The 19,676-nt window shown below is 72.2% G+C and carries 18 protein-coding genes and 1 pseudogene; 7 read left to right on the forward strand and 12 right to left on the reverse strand.

Going from position 1 to position 19,676, the window contains the following annotated elements:
• Positions 1 to 266 precede the first annotated feature (266 nt).
• The 3 genes from ACS5PV_RS25520 to ACS5PV_RS25530 all read right to left on the reverse strand — a co-directional run bounded on the left by ACS5PV_RS25520 (position 267) and on the right by ACS5PV_RS25530 (position 3,405).
• Positions 267 to 1,145, reverse strand: a complete 879-nt coding sequence (locus ACS5PV_RS25520; RefSeq protein ID WP_455398149.1) for a 3-keto-5-aminohexanoate cleavage protein — start codon at positions 1,143 to 1,145, stop codon at positions 267 to 269.
• A gap of 14 nt (positions 1,146 to 1,159) precedes the next feature.
• Positions 1,160 to 1,918: an SDR family NAD(P)-dependent oxidoreductase gene (locus ACS5PV_RS25525; RefSeq protein WP_455398150.1), complete on the reverse strand. Its 759-nt coding sequence runs from the start codon at positions 1,916 to 1,918 to the stop codon at positions 1,160 to 1,162.
• Positions 1,919 to 2,289: 371 nt separating this feature from the next.
• Positions 2,290 to 3,405 carry an asparaginase gene (locus tag ACS5PV_RS25530; protein WP_455398151.1) on the reverse strand — a complete coding sequence of 372 codons (1,116 nt, stop codon included), beginning with the start codon at positions 3,403 to 3,405 and terminating at the stop codon, positions 2,290 to 2,292.
• Positions 3,406 to 3,609: 204 nt separating this feature from the next.
• Between ACS5PV_RS25530 and ACS5PV_RS25535 the strand changes: the two genes are divergently transcribed.
• Positions 3,610 to 3,795, forward strand: a complete 186-nt coding sequence (locus ACS5PV_RS25535) for a DUF3606 domain-containing protein (protein WP_455398152.1) — start codon at positions 3,610 to 3,612, stop codon at positions 3,793 to 3,795.
• Positions 3,796 to 3,872: 77 nt separating this feature from the next.
• On the opposite strand, the gene ACS5PV_RS25540 is transcribed toward ACS5PV_RS25535, so the two are convergent.
• Positions 3,873 to 4,790, reverse strand: a complete 918-nt coding sequence (locus ACS5PV_RS25540) for a class I SAM-dependent DNA methyltransferase (protein ID WP_455398153.1) — start codon at positions 4,788 to 4,790, stop codon at positions 3,873 to 3,875.
• A 92-nt stretch (positions 4,791 to 4,882) separates the two neighbouring features.
• Between ACS5PV_RS25540 and ACS5PV_RS25545 the strand changes: the two genes are divergently transcribed.
• From ACS5PV_RS25545 to ACS5PV_RS25555, 3 genes are read left to right on the forward strand one after another with little or no spacing between them, the layout of a single operon-like run.
• Positions 4,883 to 5,944: a ligase-associated DNA damage response exonuclease gene (locus ACS5PV_RS25545; protein WP_455398154.1), complete on the forward strand. Its 1,062-nt coding sequence runs from the start codon at positions 4,883 to 4,885 to the stop codon at positions 5,942 to 5,944.
• Positions 5,941 to 7,635, forward strand: coding sequence for a cisplatin damage response ATP-dependent DNA ligase (locus ACS5PV_RS25550; protein WP_455398155.1), 1,695 nt, complete (start codon positions 5,941 to 5,943; stop codon positions 7,633 to 7,635). Before ACS5PV_RS25545 ends, ACS5PV_RS25550 begins: the two co-directional genes overlap by 4 nt.
• A complete protein-coding gene (locus tag ACS5PV_RS25555) occupies positions 7,632 to 8,084 on the forward strand; it encodes a secondary thiamine-phosphate synthase enzyme YjbQ (protein ID WP_455398156.1) in 453 nt (150 codons plus the stop codon). Before ACS5PV_RS25550 ends, ACS5PV_RS25555 begins: the two co-directional genes overlap by 4 nt.
• Before the next feature lie 34 nt (positions 8,085 to 8,118).
• Here ACS5PV_RS25555 and ACS5PV_RS25560 read toward each other — a convergent pair whose 3' ends face one another.
• Positions 8,119 to 8,982 (reverse strand): outer membrane protein, encoded by an 864-nt coding sequence (locus tag ACS5PV_RS25560; protein ID WP_455398157.1) that lies wholly within the window; start codon positions 8,980 to 8,982, stop codon positions 8,119 to 8,121.
• A 300-nt stretch (positions 8,983 to 9,282) separates the two neighbouring features.
• On the opposite strand from ACS5PV_RS25560, the gene ACS5PV_RS25565 reads away from it, so the two are divergent.
• On the forward strand, positions 9,283 to 9,948 hold the full coding sequence (locus ACS5PV_RS25565) for a response regulator (RefSeq protein WP_455398168.1): 666 nt from the start codon (positions 9,283 to 9,285) through the stop codon (positions 9,946 to 9,948).
• A 25-nt stretch (positions 9,949 to 9,973) separates the two neighbouring features.
• Here ACS5PV_RS25565 and ACS5PV_RS25570 read toward each other — a convergent pair whose 3' ends face one another.
• The 5 genes and pseudogenes from ACS5PV_RS25570 to ptsP all read right to left on the reverse strand — a co-directional run bounded on the left by ACS5PV_RS25570 (position 9,974) and on the right by ptsP (position 16,161).
• Positions 9,974 to 10,522, reverse strand: coding sequence for an autoinducer binding domain-containing protein (locus ACS5PV_RS25570; protein WP_455398158.1), 549 nt, complete (start codon positions 10,520 to 10,522; stop codon positions 9,974 to 9,976).
• Between the two features lie 146 nt (positions 10,523 to 10,668).
• Positions 10,669 to 11,658: a PTS fructose transporter subunit IIC gene (locus ACS5PV_RS25575; protein ID WP_455398169.1), complete on the reverse strand. Its 990-nt coding sequence runs from the start codon at positions 11,656 to 11,658 to the stop codon at positions 10,669 to 10,671.
• A gap of 117 nt (positions 11,659 to 11,775) precedes the next feature.
• Positions 11,776 to 12,420, reverse strand: a pseudogene (locus ACS5PV_RS25580) (PTS fructose transporter subunit IIB); the annotation flags it as partial.
• Between the two features lie 253 nt (positions 12,421 to 12,673).
• Positions 12,674 to 13,618 (reverse strand): 1-phosphofructokinase, encoded by a 945-nt coding sequence (pfkB, locus tag ACS5PV_RS25585; protein ID WP_455398159.1) that lies wholly within the window; start codon positions 13,616 to 13,618, stop codon positions 12,674 to 12,676.
• Entirely contained in the window at positions 13,615 to 16,161 is a 2,547-nt protein-coding gene (gene ptsP / locus ACS5PV_RS25590; RefSeq protein ID WP_455398160.1) for a phosphoenolpyruvate--protein phosphotransferase, read from the reverse strand. The genes pfkB and ptsP overlap by 4 nt, the downstream gene beginning before the upstream one ends.
• Before the next feature lie 163 nt (positions 16,162 to 16,324).
• Here ptsP and ACS5PV_RS25595 point away from each other — a divergent pair, with 163 nt between their 5' ends.
• The gene (locus tag ACS5PV_RS25595; RefSeq protein ID WP_455398161.1) at positions 16,325 to 17,308 is read left to right on the forward strand and encodes a LacI family DNA-binding transcriptional regulator; all 984 of its coding nucleotides are present in this window, start codon (positions 16,325 to 16,327) and stop codon (positions 17,306 to 17,308) included.
• Positions 17,309 to 17,385: 77 nt separating this feature from the next.
• Here ACS5PV_RS25595 and ACS5PV_RS25600 read toward each other — a convergent pair whose 3' ends face one another.
• Positions 17,386 to 17,868 (reverse strand): redoxin family protein, encoded by a 483-nt coding sequence (locus ACS5PV_RS25600; RefSeq protein ID WP_455398162.1) that lies wholly within the window; start codon positions 17,866 to 17,868, stop codon positions 17,386 to 17,388.
• A gap of 292 nt (positions 17,869 to 18,160) precedes the next feature.
• Between ACS5PV_RS25600 and ACS5PV_RS25605 the strand changes: the two genes are divergently transcribed.
• Positions 18,161 to 18,817: a YqgE/AlgH family protein gene (locus ACS5PV_RS25605; RefSeq protein WP_455398163.1), complete on the forward strand. Its 657-nt coding sequence runs from the start codon at positions 18,161 to 18,163 to the stop codon at positions 18,815 to 18,817.
• Between the two features lie 27 nt (positions 18,818 to 18,844).
• On the opposite strand, the gene ACS5PV_RS25610 is transcribed toward ACS5PV_RS25605, so the two are convergent.
• A partial coding sequence (locus ACS5PV_RS25610; protein WP_455398164.1) for a hypothetical protein occupies positions 18,845 to 19,676 on the reverse strand: 832 nt, incomplete at its 5' end.

Raw genomic sequence — 19,676 nt, forward strand, 5'->3', positions numbered from 1 at the left:
CAGGCCTCGGGACGTCGGGCCGCCGCGGCTCCCATTACCGGCAATCCATGCCTGCCCGTGGGGCGACGCTACAGGGCCGCCGTCTGCGGAATCTTTAAGGCGGAACTGCAACGTGCGCCGATTCCGGCCTTTCACCCGCGAGCGGGGCCGGATTCGTCGATCGACATGTAGGGCGAGGGCGGCCGCGACAGGAAAACGATCCGCGAGCGTGGCCGAAAGGCCACGCTGACGGATCAGCGTGCGTGGCGCTCAGCCACGCGACCGGATCACGCCGAGAGCCCGAAGATCGTCCGCGCCTCGGCCGGGCTGGCGGGGACGCAGTCGAGATGGGCCAGCAGGCTCACGGCCTTCTCGACCAGGGCGGCGTTGCTCGGGGCGAGCTGCCCGCGCGACAGGTAGAGGTTGTCCTCGAGCCCGACCCGGACGTGTCCGCCGGCAGTGGCGGCGAGCGCCACCATCGGGAACTCGGCCCGCGAGATACCGAAGGCCGACCACACCGCGTCCCTGGGCAGGCGGTCGCGCATCTGAAGCAGGGTTTCGGGCGTCGCCGGCGCGCCCCACGGGATGCCGAGGCAGATCTGGAACATCGGCGGCGAGTCGAGGTGCCCCTCCGCCAGGAGGTGGCGGGCGAGCTCGATCTGGCCGAGGTCGAACACCTCGATCTCCGGCTTCGCCCCAGCCTCGCGGATCAGCGCCGCCATCGCCCGCAGGTGCGCGGGCGTGTTCATGAAGGCGTGCTCGCCGAAATTCATCGTCGCGACGTCGAGGGTGCAGATCTCGGGACGCAACGCCGTGACGTGCCGGGTGCGCGCCTCCGGCGAGGCCAGCGTGGTGCCGGGGCCCGCGACCGCCGGGTCGGGATCGCCGGCGACGTAGCGCCCGCCCGCGCCGGTGGTGAGGTTGAGGACGACGTCGGCGTTCTTCTCGCGGATCCGCTCCACCACCTCGCGGTAGAGCGACAGCTCCATGCTGGGCTTGGCCGTGGCGGGGTCGCGCACGTGGATGTGGACGATCGCCGCGCCGGCTCCCGCCGCCTCCAGGGCCGATTGCGCGATGGCCTGCGGGCTCACCGGCACCGCCGGGTTCTTCGAGGCGGTGTCGAACGAGCCGGTGAGGGCGCAGGTGATGACGGTCTTGCGTGACATGGGTGCCTCCCGCTTCAGAGCATGCCGCCGTCGACCACCAGGGTCTCGCCGGTGACGTAAGCAGCGCCGGCGGCGAGGAACAGCATCGCCTGGGCGATGTCCTCGGGCTTTGCCATCCGCGCCAGCAGGGTGCGCGCCACCGATTCGGCCTTGCGCTCGGCCGACCATTGCTCCGTCCACGGCGTCTCGACCAGGCCCGGCGCCACGGCGTTGACCCGGACCTCCGGGGCGAGCGCCCGGGCGAGGCTGCGGGTGAGGTTCACCAGCCCCGCCTTGCTCGCCGAATAGGCGAGGCTGGAGCCGCGCTGCCCGAGCCCGGCCACCGAGGCGGTGTTGACGATGGCGCCCTTGGCCTGGCGCAGGGCGGGCGCCGCCGCGTGGGCACAGCGGAAGGGGCCGATCAGGTTGGTCGCGAGGATCGTCTGCCAGAACTCCTCGGTCATCGCGTCGAGGTCCGAGAAGGCGATCGGCGTGGTCGTGGCCGGGGTGCCGGCATTGTTGATGAGCACGTCGAGGCCGCCGAGGGCGTCGATCCCGCGCGCCACCATGGCTTCGGCCTCGCCGGGCACCGAGACGGTGCCGGGCAGCGCCCGGACCTTCAGCCCCTCGGCGGAGAGCCGCGCGGCGGCATCGGGCCCGCGGGCATCATCGGCGAGGTGGTTGAGCGCCACCTCGGCGCCGCAGCGGGCAAACAGCGTGACGGCGGCGAGCCCGATGCCCGAGGCGCCGCCGGTGACGAGCACGCGACGCCCGCGTAGATCCGCATTGATCATTGGAGTTTCCACCCTGCGAAACGTTATTTCGCGGGAGAGTGGCAGGGCGGGCCGGGGCTTGTCCAGCTTCGATCGCGCATCGGAGGTGCGCTGCCCGCGTGGCTCGACGGGGGCGGTGGCCGTGCCATGATCGGGGGTCGGGATTCAGTGGAGGGCATCGGCGTCCGATGGCTGGGGTTCCACTGGACGCGAAGCTTGCCTCCCACCTGCGACCTCATCCTGAGGTGCGACCAGCGGGAGCCTCGAAGGAGGGCTCCAGAAATCGTCGAGATCTCTGGAGCCCTCCTTCGAGGTCAGTCGATTTTAGATCGACTGACGCCTCAGGATGAGGCTAGGGATGGGAATGAACGCAAAGTAATTTGGTAATTCGCTCAATACTCCCAGAAGATCCGCTGCAATTCCTTGGTGTCGCTGGTCTTGGTGAGCGCGACCGCGGCCAGAATCTTGGCCTTCTGCGGGTTGAGGTCGTGGGCGACGACCCAGTCGTACTGGTCGTCGGGCTGCTCGGCGTTGCGCAGCACGAAGCCGTCGCCGACGCGCGAGGAGCGGATGACGATCGTGCCCTTGGCGCGCAGGTCCTTCAGCGTATCGACGAGGTAGCCCGCCACCGAGCCGTTGCCGGTGCCGGCATGCACGATCGCCTTGGCGCCCGCCTGCACGGCGGCGGTGTAGGGCGCCGGGTTCATGTTGCCCGAGCCGTAGACGATCGCGACCTCTGGCAGGGTATCGATCGTGTCGATGTCGAACTCCGACGACGTGCCGTGGCGCTTGACGGGGGCGCGGAACCAGTAGGTCTTGCCCTCGACCACCATGCCGAGCGGGCCCCACTGGCTGAAGAACGCGCTCGGCTTGATGTTGACGCGCTTCGTCACGTCGCGGCCGGCCTGGATCTCGTCGTTCATCGTCACCAGCACGCCCTTGCCCCGGGAGGCCGGGCTTGCCGCGGTGGCGACCGCGTCGGCGAGGTTGAGGGCGCCGTCGGCCGAGATCGCGGTCGAGGGCCGCATCGAGCCGACGACCACGATCGGCTTGTCGCTCTTCACCACGAGGTCGAGAAAGAGCGCGGTCTCCTCCAGGGTGTCGGTGCCGTGGGTGACCACTACGCCGTCGACGTCGTCCTGCTTCAGGAGCGCCGAGATCCGCTTGCCGAGCTGCACCAGCTGCGCGTTGGTGAAGCTCTCGGAGGCGATCTGGAACACCTGCTCGCCGCGCACGTTGGCAAGCTCGCCCAAGGACGGCACCGCGGCGATCAGCTTGTCCACCGGCACCTTGGCGGCCTGGTAGGTGGCGCTGTTGCTGGCGTCGGCGCCTGCACCCGCGATGGTACCGCCGGTGGCGAGGATCACCACGTTGGCCTTTCGGGCCGCGGCCGGCGCCGTCGTGGCGGTCGTCGGCATCTCGCGGGCGGTGGCGGGGCCGGCGAGCGGCACGCTCGCGAGCATCACGGCCGCGAGGGCGGGCAGGAGTGCAGGGCCGGGACGGCGCATGGTCGGGTCCTTCCGATGAGGAATCGAGGCCTGGAGCGGGTACCAGCCTCGCGCGTCCCCCGCCAGCGTTCGGGCGCAGGATTGCCGCAGCGGTGCGGCGGCCGGGCCGGCAACTTTTCCAAGAATCAAGCGTTCTCCTGTTACATGACGCGATGCGTCCCGTGCCAGCGGTGACTGGTACACTCGACAGTTCAGGAACCGATCATGTCCGCTTCCCAGGACGCTCTCAAGCCGCGCTTCGCGCAGCACATCGACATCCACTGCCCCGATGACCGCGCCTACTGGGCCGGGCATTTCGGCGTGAGCGGCGATGAACTGCGCAGCGCCGTCAAGCTGGTCGGCTCGCGGGTCTCGACCGTTGCGGCCCATCTGGGCCGCCAGGCGGCGTAACCTTTCGAAAACTTGAGATCCTGCGCCGCGGACCGGGGACGATCCGCGGCGTTCTGCCGTTCAGGGCCTGACTTGCGCTACCGCGCCAGGACCGCCAGCCACCCCGGCACGCCCGCCCCGTTCTGCCGCCGGATCTCCGCCGGCTCCAGCAGCGCGACCGCCAAGCCCGCCGCTGCCGCATCCTCCCGCACAGTCTCGACCCCGTGGGCGTAGCGGCCATCCGCCCCGAGCACCGCGCCGTGCGCGCCCGGATGGCCCTGCACCGTGAAGGCGAACAGGCCGCCGGTGGCCAGCACCCGGGCGGTCTCGCGCAGCACCGGGCCGATCTCGCGCAGGTAGATGAACACGTCCGCCGCCACCGCGAGGTCGGCGCTCGACGGCGGCTCGGCCCGCAGGATGTCGCGCAGGTCGCCCTCGTGCAGGCGGGCGTAGAGGCCGGTGCGGCGGGCCTCGGCCAGCATCCCGGGCGAAAGGTCGATGCCGGCGAGCGTGCCGGCGATCCCGTCGAGGGCCCGGGCCATCAGGCCGGTGCCGCAGCCGAGGTCGAGTACGCGCGGGAAGAATACCTCCGCCCCGCGCAGCCGCTCCAGGGCGGCGCGGATCAGCGCCGGGCCGCAATAGCCCAACCCCTCCACCAGATGGCGCTCGAAGCGGCCGGCATAGCCGTCGAACAGCGCCCGGACATAGGCCGTCGAGATCGCCTCCTCGAGACCCTCGCCGAGTTCGGCCAGGTGCAGGCGGGCGCCGAGCGAATCCTCCGGGTCGTGGGCGAGGGCTGCCCGGAACGCCTGGGCGGCCTGCATCCGCGCGGCCGGATCGGCGGCGCGGGCGCGGCCGAGCAGCAGCCAGGCCGGGGCGTAGCCGGGGGCGCGCTCCAGCACCTGGGCCGCGAGGTCGGCGGCGGCGCCCGCGTCGCCCTCGGCCAGGGCGGCCTCGGCCCAGGCGTAGCGGCGGTCGGCGAGGAGGTCGCCGGAGGAGCGGGCGGGGGCGGGCATCGGGGGATTTTCCGGGGCGGGACGGACGGACCAGGCCGCCTATATACCCCCCTCCGCCTCCGTCGAGAGGCTTCGTCCGCCGACGAGACGCAATGGCGCCGCGCCCCACCGACCTGCTCACCCTGACCCGCGAGGGGCTGTACTGCCCCTCGGGCGACTTCCACGTCGATCCGGTCCGCCCGGTGCCGCGCGCGCTCATCACCCACGGACACGCCGACCACGCCCGGGCCGGCCACGGCGCGGTGCTGGCGACCCCAGAGACCCTGCGCATCATGGCGGTGCGCTACGGCGAGGATTTCTGCGAGACCCGCCAGGAGGCGCGGCTCGGCGAGGCGATCCGTATGGGCGGCGTCACGGTGCGCTTCCATCCTGCCGGCCACGTGCTGGGCTCGGCCCAGATCGCGATCGAGCAGGGCGGCTGCCGGATCGTCAATTCGGGCGACTACAAGCGGGCGCGCGACCCGACCTGCTCAGCGTTCGAGGTCGTGCCCTGCGACGTGTTCATCACCGAGGCGACCTTCGGCCTGCCGGTCTTCCGCCATCCGGTCGCCCGCGACGAGGTGAAGAAGCTGCTCGATTCGGTCCGGCTATTCCCCGAGCGCACCCACATCGTCGGCGCCTACGCGCTCGGCAAGGCGCAGCGGGTGATGGCGCTTCTGCGCGAGGAGGGGTTTTCCGAGCCGATCTATCTCCACGGCGCGATGGAGAAGCTGACCGAGCTCTACCGGCGCGAGGGCATCCCGCTGGGCGAGACGATCAAGGTCGTGGCGGCGGAGCGGCCGAAGTTAGGGGGCAGGATCGTGATCTGCCCGCCCTCCGCGATCCAGGACCTGTGGTCGCGCAAATTCCCCGATCCGGTCACCGGCTTCGCCTCGGGCTGGATGCGGGTGCGGGCCCGCGCCCGCCAGAAGGGCGTCGAGCTGCCCCTCGTCATCTCCGACCACTCGGACTGGGACGACCTCTGCCGCACCATCCAGGAGACCGGCGCCGGCGAGGTCTGGGTCACCCACGGCCAGGAGGACGCCCTGGTGCATTGGTGCGGCACGCAAGGCATCCGCGCCAAGCCCCTGCACATGCTGGGCTACGGCGACGAGGGCGAGGCCGAGCCGGAAGTCCAGGAAGCGGAAAGCAAAGGTGCGGAGACGGCCGCGTGAACGACTTCGCCCATCTCCTCGACCGCCTCGCCTACGAGCCGCGCCGCAACGCCAAGCTGCGCCTGCTCCAGGACTTCTTCCGCCACACCCCCGACCCGGACCGCGGCTACGCGCTCGCCGCCATGACCGGCTCCTTGAGCTTTCGCGAAGCCAAGCCCGGCCTGATCCGCGGCCTCGTCGAGGAGCGGGTCGATCCGGTGCTGTTTCGGATGTCGCACAATTACGTCGGCGACCTCGCCGAATCGACGGCGCTGATCTGGCCCGGGAGAGGGGATGCGCCGGGCCCCGGCCACAACAACCCGCCGGTGCCGACCCTGTCCGAGGTGGTGGAGGGCTTGCGCACCATCGGCAAGGGCGAATTGCCGGCCCGCCTCGCCGCCTGGCTCGATGCCCTCGACGAGACCGGGCGCTGGGCGCTCCTCAAGCTCATCACCGGGGAGTTGCGGGTCGGCGTCTCGGCGCGACTCGCCAAGACCGCAGTCGCGAGCCTCGGCGGGCACGAGGCCGACGCGGTCGAGGAGGTCTGGCACGGGCTCGCCGCGCCGTACCCCGAGCTGTTCGCCTGGGTCGAGGGCCGGGCGGGTCCGCCGGAATCGGTCAACCCGGCGCCGTTCCGGCCGCCCATGCTCTCCCACCCGATCGAGGAGGAGGCGGACCTCGACAAGCTCGATCCCGACGCGTTCTCGGCCGAGTGGAAGTGGGACGGCATCCGGGTCCAGCTCGCCGGCGGACGCGACGGCGACGGCAGGCAGGTCCAGAAAATCTACTCGCGCACGGGCGAGGATATCTCCGGCGCCTTTCCCGATCTCGCCGAGGCGATCACCTTCTCGGGGGCGCTCGATGGTGAATTGCTGATCCTGCGCGAGGGGCGGGTGCAGAGCTTCAACGTGCTCCAGCAGCGCCTCAACCGGAAGGCGGTGACGCCGAAACTGCTCCAGGATTTCCCGGCCCATGTCCGCGCCTACGACCTCTTGGCCGAGGACGGGGAGGACCTGCGCCCCTTGGGCTTCTCCGAGCGCCGGGCCCGGCTGGAGCGCTTCGTCGCCGGGCTCGACCACGCCCGCATCGACCTCTCGCCCGTGGTCCCCTTCGCCGACTGGCCGGCGCTCGCCGCGGCCCGCGCCGATCCGGCTTCCGTCGGCGCCGGGCCGGACGCGGACGCGATCGAGGGCGTGATGCTGAAGCGCGTCACCAGCCCCTACCAGCCCGGCCGCCCGAAGGGCCCGTGGTGGAAGTGGAAGCGCGAGCCCTACCTCGTCGACGCGGTGATGATGTACGCCCAGCGCGGGCACGGGAAGCGCTCGTCGTTCTATTCCGACTACACGTTCGGGGTCTGGCGCGAGGCGCCGGACGGGGCCGAGGAGCTGGTGCCGGTGGGCAAGGCCTATCACGGCTTCACCGACGAGGAGCTGGCCAAGCTCGACCGCTACGTCCGCAACCACACCACCAAGCGCTTCGGCCCGGTGCGCGAGGTCGAGTACGGCATCGGCAAGGGGCTGGTGCTCGAGATCGCCTTCGAGGGCGTGCAGCGCTCGACCCGGCACAAGTCGGGCGTGGCGATGCGGTTTCCCCGCGTCAGCCGCATCCGCTGGGACAAGCCGCCGGCCGAGGCCGACCGGATCGAGGCGCTTGAGCGCATCCTGGCCCGCGGCGAGACAGAGGTTCACCCCGGACGGGAGATCGCCGGATGAGACGCGTCGAGATGATCGCGCAAGGACCGCTCGCCCGCCAGGCCAGCGGGCGCCTCGTGGTCGACACGAAGGGGCCGGGCTTCACCGAGATCACCGCCGAGGTCGCGGGCTTCGTGCGCGAGGCGGGCCTGCGGCACGGATTGCTCACGGTGTTCTGCCGCCACACCTCGGCCTCGCTGACGATCCAGGAGAATGCCGACCCTGACGTGCGCACCGACCTGATGACCGCCCTCGACCGCCTGGCGCCGCGGGACGCCGGTTACGTCCACGGCATCGAGGGGCCGGACGACATGCCGGCGCATATCCGCACGCTGCTCACCGACGCGGCGCTGACGATCCCGCTGGTCGAAGGGCGGCTCGCGCTCGGCACCTGGCAGGGGGTCTACCTGATCGAGCACCGCGACCGGCCGCACCGGCGCGAGATCGTGCTGCACCTCGTCGGCGGCTGAGGCGACCGGCCGGCAGCACGCCCCGCGCGCCGGCTCACAGCCAGCTGAGACGGTGGTTCACGCCGATGCGGAGCTGATGCACGTCGAAGCCGGCGTTGAAGCGGGCGTTGTACGGCCCGGCCCGCACCGTGACCGTGCGGTCGAGGTCGGCGTAGAGGTATTCCGACTTGATGGTCCAGTTCGGCCGCACGGCGTATTCGAGGCCCGCACCCACGACGTAGCCGTCGACCGGCATCGAGCGGGCAGCCGCGGTCGAGAAGCCGGGGAACGACACCGCGCTCGGGATCGCGAACGGCAGCTTGTCGACCGGCAGGCCGGCGGGCAGCTTGTTGACCGGCAGCGGCACGGAGAAGCCCGGGACGGTGACGCCGGCGTTCACGCCGATCTCGGAGGCGGCCCAGCCGCCGGTCGCGTAGACGAGGAGTGGGCCGAAGGCGTAGCCGAGCCGCCCGCGCAGGGTCGCGAAGTAGGTGTCGGTGCCGAGTCCGCCCTCCGCCGAGAAGCCGGGCTTCGGGACCGAGACCGACGTTTGCGAGCGGAACGACGCGTAGCCGCCGTCGGCCTCGATGCCGACCACGAGGCCGCCGCCGCCGAACAGGCCGGGCAGCAGGTCGCGCGCGAGCATGTAGTTGAAGCCGACCGTGCCGCCACCGGTGAACCCGCCGAGCGAGGTGCGCACGCTCACCGCCGGCAGGGGAGCCAGCGTCCGGCCCTGGAAGCCGCCGTCGACCGCCGCCCCCACCTGCGCGCCGACATACACGCCGGTCCAGTCGGGACCTGCGACCGTCTCGACTGGCAGGGCCGGCCGCAGCACGGCCTCGCGGAACGGGAGGTCCGCCGCGCTCGCGACCGCGACCTGAGCGGCGAGGGCCGGAACCACGACGAGAAAAGATTTCACGGGTGCCTCGGACGCTGGTTGGCTCACCGCGAATAAATTGCAGGTATGGTTAATCTGGACTTAAGATCAGGGTCATTTCCGACGCGCCATCGATGAGCATGGTCGGGTTCGCCGCGCCGGCCCGCTCCCGGCGACGGCGGCACCGCAGCGGAGACCGGTCTCCCCCTGCGCAGTCTGCCGGTCCTCGCACCGGCGTGGATAGCGCACGCGCTTTGGTTTCAACCCGCCCAAAAAAAGCTATAGAGACAAAAGCAGGCCGAGAAGCGCCGAAGGAGCGCGGGTGCCGTGGCGGGGAGTGAGTTGGGTTCCGAGACCACCATCGTCGTCGCGGACGACCACCCGCTCTTTCGCGGTGCGCTGCGCGGCGCCGTGACGGCGATCATGCCCGGCGCCCGGATCATCGAGGCGAGCGGGCTCGAGCCGCTGACGGCGATCCTCGACCGGGAGCCCGAGATCGACCTCGTGCTCCTCGATCTCACGATGCCGGGGGTGCAGGGCTTCTCCGGCCTGATCTACCTGCGGGCGCAGCACCCGGCGATCCCCGTGGTGATCGTCTCGGCCAACGAGGACCCGGTGGTGATCCGCCGCGCCCTCGATTTCGGCGCCGCCGGCTTCATCCCGAAATCCCTCGAGGTCGACCGCATCGGCGAGGCGATCGGCCAGGTGCTCGCCGGCGGCAACTGGTCGCCGCCGGACATTGAACTCAACGCCTCCGAGGACAAGGAAACGGCCGACCTGATGCGGCGGCTGGCCACCCTGACGCCGCAGCAGGTGCGGGTGCTGATGATGCTGTCCGAGGGCCTGCTCAACAAGCAGATCGCCTACGAGCTCGGTGTCTCGGAGGCCACCGTGAAGGCGCACGTCTCGGCGATTCTCCAGAAGCTCGGTGTCGAGAGCCGCACCCAGGCGGTGATCGTCTCCTCGCGCATCGGCGCGACGCTCAAGCCCCCGGCCGGGGTCGAGTAGGCCGCCACGCGGCGCGGCCTTGCCCTCAAGCCCGGGTACTACCGCCCGGACGGGCCTGCGTCGCCGGGCCGGCGGGGCCGAGGCGGCGCGCGGCGAGATGGGCGTAGATCCCGAGCAGGTGCAGCCCGGACCTGGCCTCCTCCGACAGGTCGATCCGCGGCGCCCCGAACGAGACGACGCTCTCGGTGCCGTCGAGGTCGTGGATCGGCACGCAGAAGCCATCGCCGAGGCCGAAGGCGCGGGCCTCGTCCATGATCCGTCGGGCCGCGTCGCGGTCGATCGCGATCTCCGACCACAGGAACGGCGCGGTGGTGCGCCGCGCCTCGGCCACCACCGGATCGTGCCGGACGTAACCCCGCGCGACGTAGCGCGACGCCCATTCCGCCGGCCAGTGCATCACCAGCGGCCGCCCGGGCAGGTTCTCGCCGGCGCTCCGCGGCAGGCCCGCGATGGCGAAGTGCTCGTAGCCGAAGATCCGGCCGGCGCGGGTCAGCACAGCGACGATCTCGTCCGGCTCGCGTGCCGCCTTCACTTCCTTGACCAGGTCCAGCGTGACCTGCCCGATCATCGTCATGCCGCCGCGCAGTCCATTCCGACGAGAAGTCAATCGAACCACCCGCGGGATTCGCGGGCGAGCCCCGACGTCTAGCAGGAAATCTCGCGGGCGGCGATGATCGGGATGGTCGAAACCGTGCCGAATCGCCGCCGCGGGACGGCCCCTCAGGCCGCCCGCTTCTTGAACACGCCGACCAGCACGGCCGTGATGACGGTGCCGGCGACGAGGGCCACCACGGCGCCGAGCACCGGCGTGATGGCGTTGGGAATCGGCAGCACGAACAGCCCGCCATGGGGGACTCGCAGCGCCACCCCGAGGGTCATCGACAGGGCGCCCGCCACCGCCGAGCCGGCCACCAGCGCCGGGATCACCCGCAAGGGATCGGCGGCCGCGAAGGGGATCGCGCCCTCGGTGATGAAGGCGGCGCCCAGCACCGCCGCGGCGCTGCCGGCCTCGCGCTCGGCGGCGCTGAAGCGGCCCGGGAAGAGCCGGGTGGCGAGCGCGATGCCGAGCGGCGGGGTCATGCCGGCGAGCATCACGGCGGCCATCGGGGCGTAGATCCCCGACGAGATCAGGGCGGCGGAGGAGGCGTAGGCCGCCTTGTTGATCGGTCCGCCCATGTCGATCGCCATCATCGCGCCGAGGATCAGGCCGAGCAGCAGCGCGCTCGCGCCCTGCATGCCCTTGAGCCAGCCGGTGAGCGCGGCGAGAAGCGCCGCCACCGGCACGCCGACGACGTAGACCATCAGGAGGCCGGTCACGAGCGTGCCCAGCAGCGGAAGGATCAGGACGGGCTTCAGGCCCTCCAGGTTCTTCGGCAGGCGGATCGTGCGGCTCAAGGTGGAGACGGTGTAGCCGGCGATGAAGCCCGCCACGATGCCGCCGAGGAAGCCCGCATTGAGGTTCGCCGCCAGCATCCCGCCGATCATGCCGGGTGCGATCCCGGGCCGGTCGGCGATCGAGTAGGCGATGTAGCCGGCGAGCGCCGGCACGATCAGCGCGAAGGCCGCCTTGGCGCCGATCTCGCCGAGCGCGAAGCCGAGGGTCCCCTTGTTCTCCGGCGCCATCGCGTCGATGCCCCCGAAGGCGAAGGCGAGCGCGATCAGGAGGCCGCCCGCCACCACGAAGGGCAGCATGAACGACACGCCGGTCATCAGGTGCTTGTAGGCGCCGGCCTTCGTCTCGGCGGCGGCCGGGCGGGCGGGGCCGGCCTGCGTCGCCTCGGCCCCTTGCAGCTCGGCGTCCTTGAGGGCGATGGCGATAAGCCCCTTGCCGTCGCGGATCGCCGCCTTGGTGGTGGTGGCGTAGACCCGCTTGCCGGAGAAGCGCGCGCGGTCGACCCCGGTATCGGCGGCGATCAGCACGATGTCGGCCGCGGCGATCTCGTCCGGCGTCAGCGCGTCGCGGGCGCCGACCGAGCCTTGGGTCTCGACCCGCACCGCGTGGCCGAGCGCCTGCGCGGCGGCCTGGATCCCTTCCGCCGCCATGAAGGTGTGGGCGATGCCGGTCGGGCAGGAGGTGATGGCGACGATGCGCTGAGGAGCGTCAATCTCCGGCGCGGCGCCCGGCTTCTCGCCACCGAGCCCGGATGCTCCGAGCCCGGATGCTCCGAGTCCCTTGCCGGCCAGCGCCCGGTCGATCACCCCGTCGACGTCGGTGAGCACGTCCTCGATCGCCGCCTTGGCGCGGCGCAAAGCGCCGAACCGGCCCTCGCCGAGATCGCCGGTGCCGACGAGGAGCACCGCGTCGGCGCCCTGGATCGCGCCCTCGCTCAACGGCGCGCCGGTCGCGCCGCGGCCGCGCAGTTCGAGGTCGAGGCGCTGGTTGCGCCGGCCCGCCGCCCGGCGCAGGGCCTCGGCCGCCAGCACCGCGTGGGTGCTGAGATCGCTGCCGACGACGGCCACCAAGTGGGTCATGGGGTGTTCCTCCTGGGATCTTCTGCTTGATCTGGCTGCTGGTCTTGACTCCCTCCATCGTCATTCCGGGACCGCGACAGCGGAGCCCGGAATCCAGAACCTCGGGACGTTCAGAATGAAGCGGAAAGCATTCCGCTGCGTCCTGCACCACCTGCGGTTCTGGATCCCGGGCTCTCGCCTTCGACGAGCCCCGGGATGACCCGGAGAAGCGGAACTGTGGTCGGATCGACTGGCCGGGGCGGTACGCCAAGCCTCATCGAGTGGGCAGCGCGCGAACCTCGATCGTCCTGGCGATCGCCTCGACCGGCTCGCGCCCCGGCAGGTTGGCCCCGGCCCGCGTCAGCTTGCCGGCCGCGAAGGCGAGCGCCAGGCGGGCGGTGTCGGCGAGGCTCGAGTTTGCGCAGAGCCCGGCCACGAGCCCGGCCACCAGGGCGTCGCCGGCGCCGACGGTGCTCGCCACGTCGATCGCCGGGGCGAGCGCGTGCAGGGCTTCCGCACCGCGGACGAACACCGCGCCCTCGGCCCCGAGCGACACCGCCACGAGCGGGATGCCGCGGCGCACCAGGCCGCTTGCCGCCGCGACCACGTCGGCGAGGACGGGGAGGGGGCGTCCGGCCCATTCCTCCAGCTCGTGCCGGTTGGGCTTGACCGCGTCGGGCAGGGTGTCTGCCGCGAGGGCGGCGGTGAGAGCCGGGCCTGAGGCGTCGAGGAGCACCCGGGTGCCGCGGGCCTTCAGCTCCGCCGTCAGCTCGGCGTAGAGGCTCGGTGCCGCCCCCGCCGGCAGGCTGCCGGCCAGAACGGCGAGGGTATCGGGACCGGCCGCCTCGGCGATCAGCGCCCGTACCGCCCGCAGGGTCGCTGGCTCGAGGGCGAGGCCCGGCAGGTTGACGTCGGTGGTGCCGGCGGGATCGACGAGCTTGAGATTGGTGCGGGTCTCGCCCGGCACCCAGACGAAGCGATCCTCGATGCCCTTGGCGGCGAACAAAGCCTCGAAGGCGGCGGCGTTGCCGGAGCCGAGCACCCCGGCGGCGGCGACTGGCAAGCCCCAGTCGGCAAGGCAGCTCGCCACGTTGATGCCCTTGCCGCCGGCATCGTCCCGCACGGCGCGGGCGCGGTGGACCTCGCCCGGCGCCAGCCGGTCGAGGGTGACGGTGCGGTCGATCGCCGGGTTGAGGGTGAGGGTGAGGACGCGGGTCACCGGTGGGTCTCCGAACGGTCGAGGGCCCGCACCGAAGCCGCGTCGGGCTGTGCGCAAGCCTCGAGGGCGAGCGCCTTGAGGTCGGCGAGGGATGCGGCGCGCAGCCGCGCCTTCACCGCCGGCAGGTCGCGGGGCGTCATCGACAGTTCGTGCACGCCGAGGCCAGCGAGCAGCCCGGCCCCGAACGGATCGCCGGCAATGCCGCCGCAGACCCCGACGTAGCGCCCGTGCCGGGCCGCGCCCTCGCAGGTCATCCGCACCAGGCGCAGGACCGCCGGGTGGAGCGAATCGGCCTCGGGCGCCAGTTCGGTGTTCTGGCGGTCGATGGCGAGCGCGTACTGAGTCAGGTCGTTGGTGCCGATCGAGAAGAAGTCGCAATGGGCAGCCAGGGCGTCGGCCTGGATCGCCGCGGCCGGCACCTCGATCATGATGCCGAGCGGCACTTGCGGGGCGCCGATCTCGGCCCGGATCCGCTCGCAGGCCGCGCGCAGGGCCGTGACCTCGGGAACCGAGGTGATCATCGGGAACATGATCGAGAGGGGGGCGTCCTTGCCGGTCGGGGCGTCCGCCGGCACGCAGTCCCTGGCGGCGCGGTAGAGGGCGCGCAGCTGCGGCTCCATCAGGTCGGGCCGGCGCAGGAGCAGCCGGGCGCCGCGCACGCCGAGGAAGGGGTTCTCCTCCTTCGGCAGGGCGAGGTGGGGCACCTGCTTGTCGCCGCCGATGTCGAGAGCGCGCACGATCAGCGGGCGGCCCCCGAGCGCCTCCAGCATCGCCCGGTAGGTGGCGTACTGGTCGTCCTCGTCCGGGGTGTCGCCGCGCTCCAGGAACAGGAACTCGGTGCGCATCAGGCCGACGCCCTCGGCGCCCTGCGACAGGGCGAAGGGCACCTGGTCGGGCGTGTTGACGTTGGCGCCGATGGCGAGCGCGTGACCGTCGCGGGTGCGGGCCGGCAGGCCGCGCTCGCGCGCCTCGGCCTCCTGCGTCGCCCGCAGCGATTCGCGCCAGCCTCGCGCCGAGGCGAGGTCGCGCTCGCTCGGATCGACGTAGAGCCGCCCGGCGGAGCCGTCGAGGATCGCCGTCTTGCCGGCGGCCAGCGCGAGGAGCCCGGGACCGGCCGCCACCACCGAGGGGATACCCAGGGTGCGAGCGAGGATCGCGGTGTGGGAGGTCGGACCGCCCTGCGCCGTCGCGAGCCCGAGCACCCGGGCGGGGTCGAGCCCGGCGGTGTCGGAGGGCGCGAGGTCGGGGCTGAGCAGGATGCAGGGCTCGTCCGGCAGGGCGTGGCCGGACTGGAGCGCAGGGTCGATCTGCGCCAGCACCCGGCGGCCGACGTCGCGCAGGTCCGCCGCGCGGGCGGCGAGCACCGGGTTGCCGAGCGCCGAGAGCTGGCCCGCCATCCGCTCCACCGCCCGGTGCCAGGCGAAGGCGACGCCGTGGCCCTCGACCATCAGCTGGCAGGCGAGCGTGATGAGGTCGGTGTCGGCGATGAGGTCGGCTTGCGCCTTGAAGATCCCCGCATCGGCCTTGCCGAGGCGCCGGCCGGTATCGTCGGCGAGTGCCTTGAGCTGCGCCGTCGTCGATTCGAGCGCCGCGTGCAGCCGGTCGCCGCCGCGGGTCAGCGGCTCGGGCTCGTCCGGCACCGCGACCTCGGTGGGCCCGAGCACGTGGATCGGCCCGATGGCGAGGCCCGGGCTCGCGCCGATGCCCGGGATGACCTGGCAGGGATCGGCCGGGTTCCAGCCCGCGACCGGAGCCGCGGCCCTGGCGGCGGCCTCCGCCGCGCGGGCGGCCGCCGCCTTCTCGCCGGCCGAGAGACCGGTGACCACGGCCTTGAGCCGGGCGAGCGCTGCGGGCGCGTCTTCACCCTCGGCGGAGATCACCGCCTCGTCCCCGGGCCGCAGTCCGAGCTGGAGCAGGGCGATCAGGTTCTTGGCGTCCGCCACCTCGGCGCCGTGGCGGACTTGGATCCGGGCGGGGCTCGACCGCGCCGCCTCGACCCAGGCGGAGGCCGGGCGGGCGTGCAGGCCGGTCGGGTAGTCGACGGTCCAGGCAAAGCTCTGGCCGAGGTCTGCGGCCGGGCCGGCGCGGCCGGGAGCGGCGGCATCCTCGGCGAGCGCCGCGGCGATTTCGCCCGCGTCGGTCGTGGTGCGCAGGCGCTCCAGCCGGGCCTCGTCCTGGATCAGGCGGGTGAGGCGGCGCAGGACCGTGATGTGGGTGTCGGACTGGGCGGCGATCGCCACCACGAGGTGGGCGTCCTGCCCGTCGTGCCAGGCGACGCCGCCGGGGACCTGGAGCACGGCGAGCCCGCTCTCGCGGACGAGCGCGCGATCGTCGACCATGCCGTGCGGGATCACCACGCCGTGGCCGAGATAGGTGTTGGCCACGTTCTCCCGGCGCAGCATGCTCGCCTCGTAGGCCGGGTCGATGCAGCCGGCGGCGACGAGGAGCTGGGCCGCCTCGCGGATCGCGGCCTCCTTCGTCGCGGGCGCGGCGGCGGTGCGGATCAGGATGCGCGGCGTCAGCGGCGGTGTCGGCGCGAGCATGGGGCTTCCTCCGGGAAGGCGATCGAGTTTTCCTTGACGCTTATGAAAACGTTTTCAGTCGTTACGTCAAGCGATCATCGACTGCTGGTGAGTGTCAGGGCTTGCACGGGAGGCGTCCGGCTGTCACAAATGATGGAACGAGTCTGAAAACGTTTTCGAGGCGATGACCGTCGGCATCCGTGACGTCGCCCGCGCCGCGGGCGTTTCCACCGCGACCGTGTCGCGGGCCCTGGGGAAAGGCCCGGTCAGCGACGCCCTCCGCGAGCAGGTCGAGGCGGCGGTGCGGGCGACCGGCTACCGGCCGAACCTGTCGGCCCGCCGCCTGCGCTCGCAATCGGCCCAGACCATCGGTCTCATCGTCGCCGACATCCGCAACCCGTTCTTCACCGCGGTCAGCCGGGCCGTCGAGGATGCGGCCTACCAGGCCGGGATGCGGCTGATCCTGTGCAACACCGGCGAGGACCCCGAGCGCGAGGCGCTGTACCTGCGCCTGATGCAGGAGGAGCGGGTCACCGGCGTCGTCTTCGCGCCGACCCGCCGCACCGCCGAGCGGCTGCGGCCGGAGGATTTCTCGTTCCCCCTGGTGCTGATCGACCGTACCGGCCCGCCCGGCGGCCATGACGGGGTGGTGCTCGACAACGTCGCGGCCGGCGCGGCTCTGGTCGACCACCTGGTGGAGCAGGGCTATTCCCGCATCGCCGGCCTGTTCGGCTCGACGAGCTCGACCGCCGAGGAGCGCCGCGACGGCTATCTCTCGGCGATGCGCCGGCACGGGCTGGAACCGCAGATGCGCACCGTGCCGCCCGAGGCCGAGCCGGCGCAAGCCGAGGTGGCGCGCTGGCTCGGAGAGCCCGGGGTCCCCGAGGCCCTGATCGTCTCGAACGGCCTGATCCTGATGGGGGCGGTGCGGGCGGCCCGCGCGGCGGGCATCGCCTGGCCCGGCGGGATTGCGCTCGCGGGCTTCGACAACGAGCCCTGGACCGAGCTGGTCGAGCCCGGCCTGACGGTGATCGAGCAGCCCGTCGCCGAGATCGGCGCCCAGGCGATCGGGCTGCTGTTCGACCGGCTGAAGACCCCCGGCCAGCCGGTGCGCAAGGTGGTGCTCAGCGGGCGGCTGATCGCCCGGGGGTCGACCGCGCGGCGGTGACGGCGCCGCCGCCGTTCCGCAGCTCGGGCGCCGTGAGGGCTAGCGAGCCAGGATCCGGACGTCCTCCGGTCCCTGGCTCACAGGGCCTTCAGCAGCGTCTCGGCACCCGAATGATCCGCCTTCGATGGCGTGTCCTCGACGTTGAGCACCCGCACCACCCCGTCCTCGACAACCATGGCGTAGCGCTTCGAGCGCACGCCGAGGCCGAAGCCGGTGCCGTCCATGTCGAGGCCGATCGCCTTGGCGAAGTCGCCGTTGCCGTCGGCCAGGAACTCGATGCCCTCGGCACCGGCGGCCTTCGACCAGGCGTCGAGCACGAACACGTCGTTGACCGAGGTCACCGCGATCGCGTCGATGCCGCGGGCCAGGATGTCGCCGCGGTGGGTGACGTAGCCCGGCAGGTGGTTGCGGTGGCAGGTCGGCGTGAATGCGCCCGGCACCGCCACCAGCACCACGCGGCGGCCCTTGAACACGTCGTCGGTGGTCTTCGCCGTCGGGCCGTCGGGGCCCATGACCCGGAAGGTCGCCTGGGGCAGGTGATCGCCGACCTGGATCGTCATCGTGGCTCTCCTCGCGCAGGAAGTCGGGCGGGGTCTAGAGCACTTCCCGATCACGTTGCAATCGGGAAGTGCTCTAGGTCTTTGATTTTCCGCATTTTCTTCGACGAACCGGAACCCGCTTCGTCGGACAATGCTCCGGTGCGGCGGCCCCGGCGAGCCCGGATTGAGGGAGACGGTCGCACCCCCGGCCATCCCGCCCCGCGACGAGGGCGACGGGACCCCGCGGCCTCCCCGGGCGTTCCCGCTCAGGCACACTATGGACAACGCCGGGGCGGAGCGTAGCATGGGCTTCATGCGCAGCAGATTTCCACAGGACCTCCTCTCCCCGGACCCCGGCCACGGCGACCGGGAGGAGCCGGCCGGCGGTGGGCCGAGCTACCTCGACGGGCAGCTGCTGGTGGCGATGCCGGGCATGGCCGACGAGCGGTTCTCGCGCTCGGTGATCTATCTCTGCGCGCATTCGGCGGAGGGGGCGATGGGGATCATCGTCAACAAGCCGGCCGCCGACCTCAACATGCCGGACCTCCTGGTCCAGCTCGACATCATCGGCCAGGACGACGCGATCCGGCTGCCGAGCCGGATCGGCCACATGCCGGTACTGATGGGCGGGCCGGTCGAGGCGAGCCGGGGTTTCGTCCTGCACTCGCCCGACTTCCACATCGACCAGTCGACCCTGCTGATCGACGACGGCATCTGCCTCACCGCGACGATCGAGATCCTGCGGGCGATCGCGATCGGCAAGGGACCGGCGAGCGCCGTGCTGGCGCTCGGCTATGCCGGCTGGCAGGCCGGCCAGCTCGAGAGCGAGATCCAGGCCAATGGCTGGCTGCACTGCCCGGCCGACCCCGAGCTGATCTTCAACAGCGCGCTCGAGACCAAGTACGACCGGGCGCTGCGCGGCATCGGCATCGAGCCCGCCATGCTCTCGGCCACCGCCGGCCACGCCTGACCGGCGACGGATCCGGCGGATCGCCCGCTACTGGTCCTGCGCGCCGGCCTCGAAGCCCGGGTTCATCCCGTCGACGGCCGGGGCGGGGCGCTTGCGGGCGGCGGGACGCGGCGCGTTGCTGGCGGTCGGGGCGGCGCCCGACAGGCCGAGGCGGGTGGCGAGCGACAGGGCCCGCGCTTCCGAGAAGCGCAGGTGGCAGAAGCCGTGCGAGCCCTCGCGCACGTAGGCGCGGCAGAACTGCTCCCGGTCGGCCGAGAAGGCGGCCTGCTCGGTCACGATCGGCCGCACGTCCTCGCGCGAGGCGCGCCGGGTCATCACCTTGTAGTTCTCGCGCACCGCCTTGTCGGCGACGCCGCGGGCCGTGTCGAATTCCTGCGCCCGCGGCAGCAGCGCGGCGGCGCCCGGTCCCCACAGGCCCTTAGGGGTGGTGGCGCAGTCGGAGGCCGTGAACACGCACGAATCGGCCTCGGCCAGCGGCGTGACCATCACGCTGCCCTCCAGGATCTCGAACCGCAGCGGGCAGGAGGCGCCCGAGGAGGCGAGCTGGGTGACGCCGTTGGGCTTGCCCTGGTCGGACAGCGCCAGCGGCTGCCCGTCACCGATCGCGACCTTGCAGGCCTCGGTCGGCTGAGAGACCTTGGTGCCGGCGAGCGTCAGACGCGCGGTCAAGCCGCCGCCCGCCCGCTCCAGGCGCAAGGACCCGGCATTGCCGTTCTGCTGCAGGTCCTGGCCGAGGACCGCGTCGTCGTTGGGGGTCTTCAGCACCACGGGCTTCGGCGGCGCCGGCGGCGCCGGCGCGGGCCGGGGGGCGGCGTCGGGCGGCGGCGCCTCGCCCGGGGGGCGGGCGCCCGGCACCGGG

Source organism: Methylobacterium sp. Gmos1 (assembly GCF_053764715.1).

Coding starts and splice junctions, on each gene's coding strand:
- ACS5PV_RS25540 (WP_455398153.1), bottom strand. CDS start 4,790: ATGCCCGCCCCCGCCCGCTCCTCCGGCGACCTCCTCGCCGACCGCCGC.
- ACS5PV_RS25545 (WP_455398154.1), top strand. CDS start 4,883: ATGGCGCCGCGCCCCACCGACCTGCTCACCCTGACCCGCGAGGGGCTG.
- ACS5PV_RS25605 (WP_455398163.1), top strand. CDS start 18,161: ATGCGCAGCAGATTTCCACAGGACCTCCTCTCCCCGGACCCCGGCCAC.
- ACS5PV_RS25575 (WP_455398169.1), bottom strand. CDS start 11,658: ATGACCGGCGTGTCGTTCATGCTGCCCTTCGTGGTGGCGGGCGGCCTC.
- ACS5PV_RS25600 (WP_455398162.1), bottom strand. CDS start 17,868: ATGACGATCCAGGTCGGCGATCACCTGCCCCAGGCGACCTTCCGGGTC.
- ACS5PV_RS25520 (WP_455398149.1), bottom strand. CDS start 1,145: ATGTCACGCAAGACCGTCATCACCTGCGCCCTCACCGGCTCGTTCGAC.
- ACS5PV_RS25555 (WP_455398156.1), top strand. CDS start 7,632: ATGAGACGCGTCGAGATGATCGCGCAAGGACCGCTCGCCCGCCAGGCC.
- ACS5PV_RS25570 (WP_455398158.1), bottom strand. CDS start 10,522: ATGACGATGATCGGGCAGGTCACGCTGGACCTGGTCAAGGAAGTGAAG.
- ACS5PV_RS25525 (WP_455398150.1), bottom strand. CDS start 1,918: ATGATCAATGCGGATCTACGCGGGCGTCGCGTGCTCGTCACCGGCGGC.
- ACS5PV_RS25530 (WP_455398151.1), bottom strand. CDS start 3,405: ATGCGCCGTCCCGGCCCTGCACTCCTGCCCGCCCTCGCGGCCGTGATG.
- ACS5PV_RS25595 (WP_455398161.1), top strand. CDS start 16,325: ATGACCGTCGGCATCCGTGACGTCGCCCGCGCCGCGGGCGTTTCCACC.
- ACS5PV_RS25535 (WP_455398152.1), top strand. CDS start 3,610: ATGTCCGCTTCCCAGGACGCTCTCAAGCCGCGCTTCGCGCAGCACATC.
- ptsP (WP_455398160.1), bottom strand. CDS start 16,161: ATGCTCGCGCCGACACCGCCGCTGACGCCGCGCATCCTGATCCGCACC.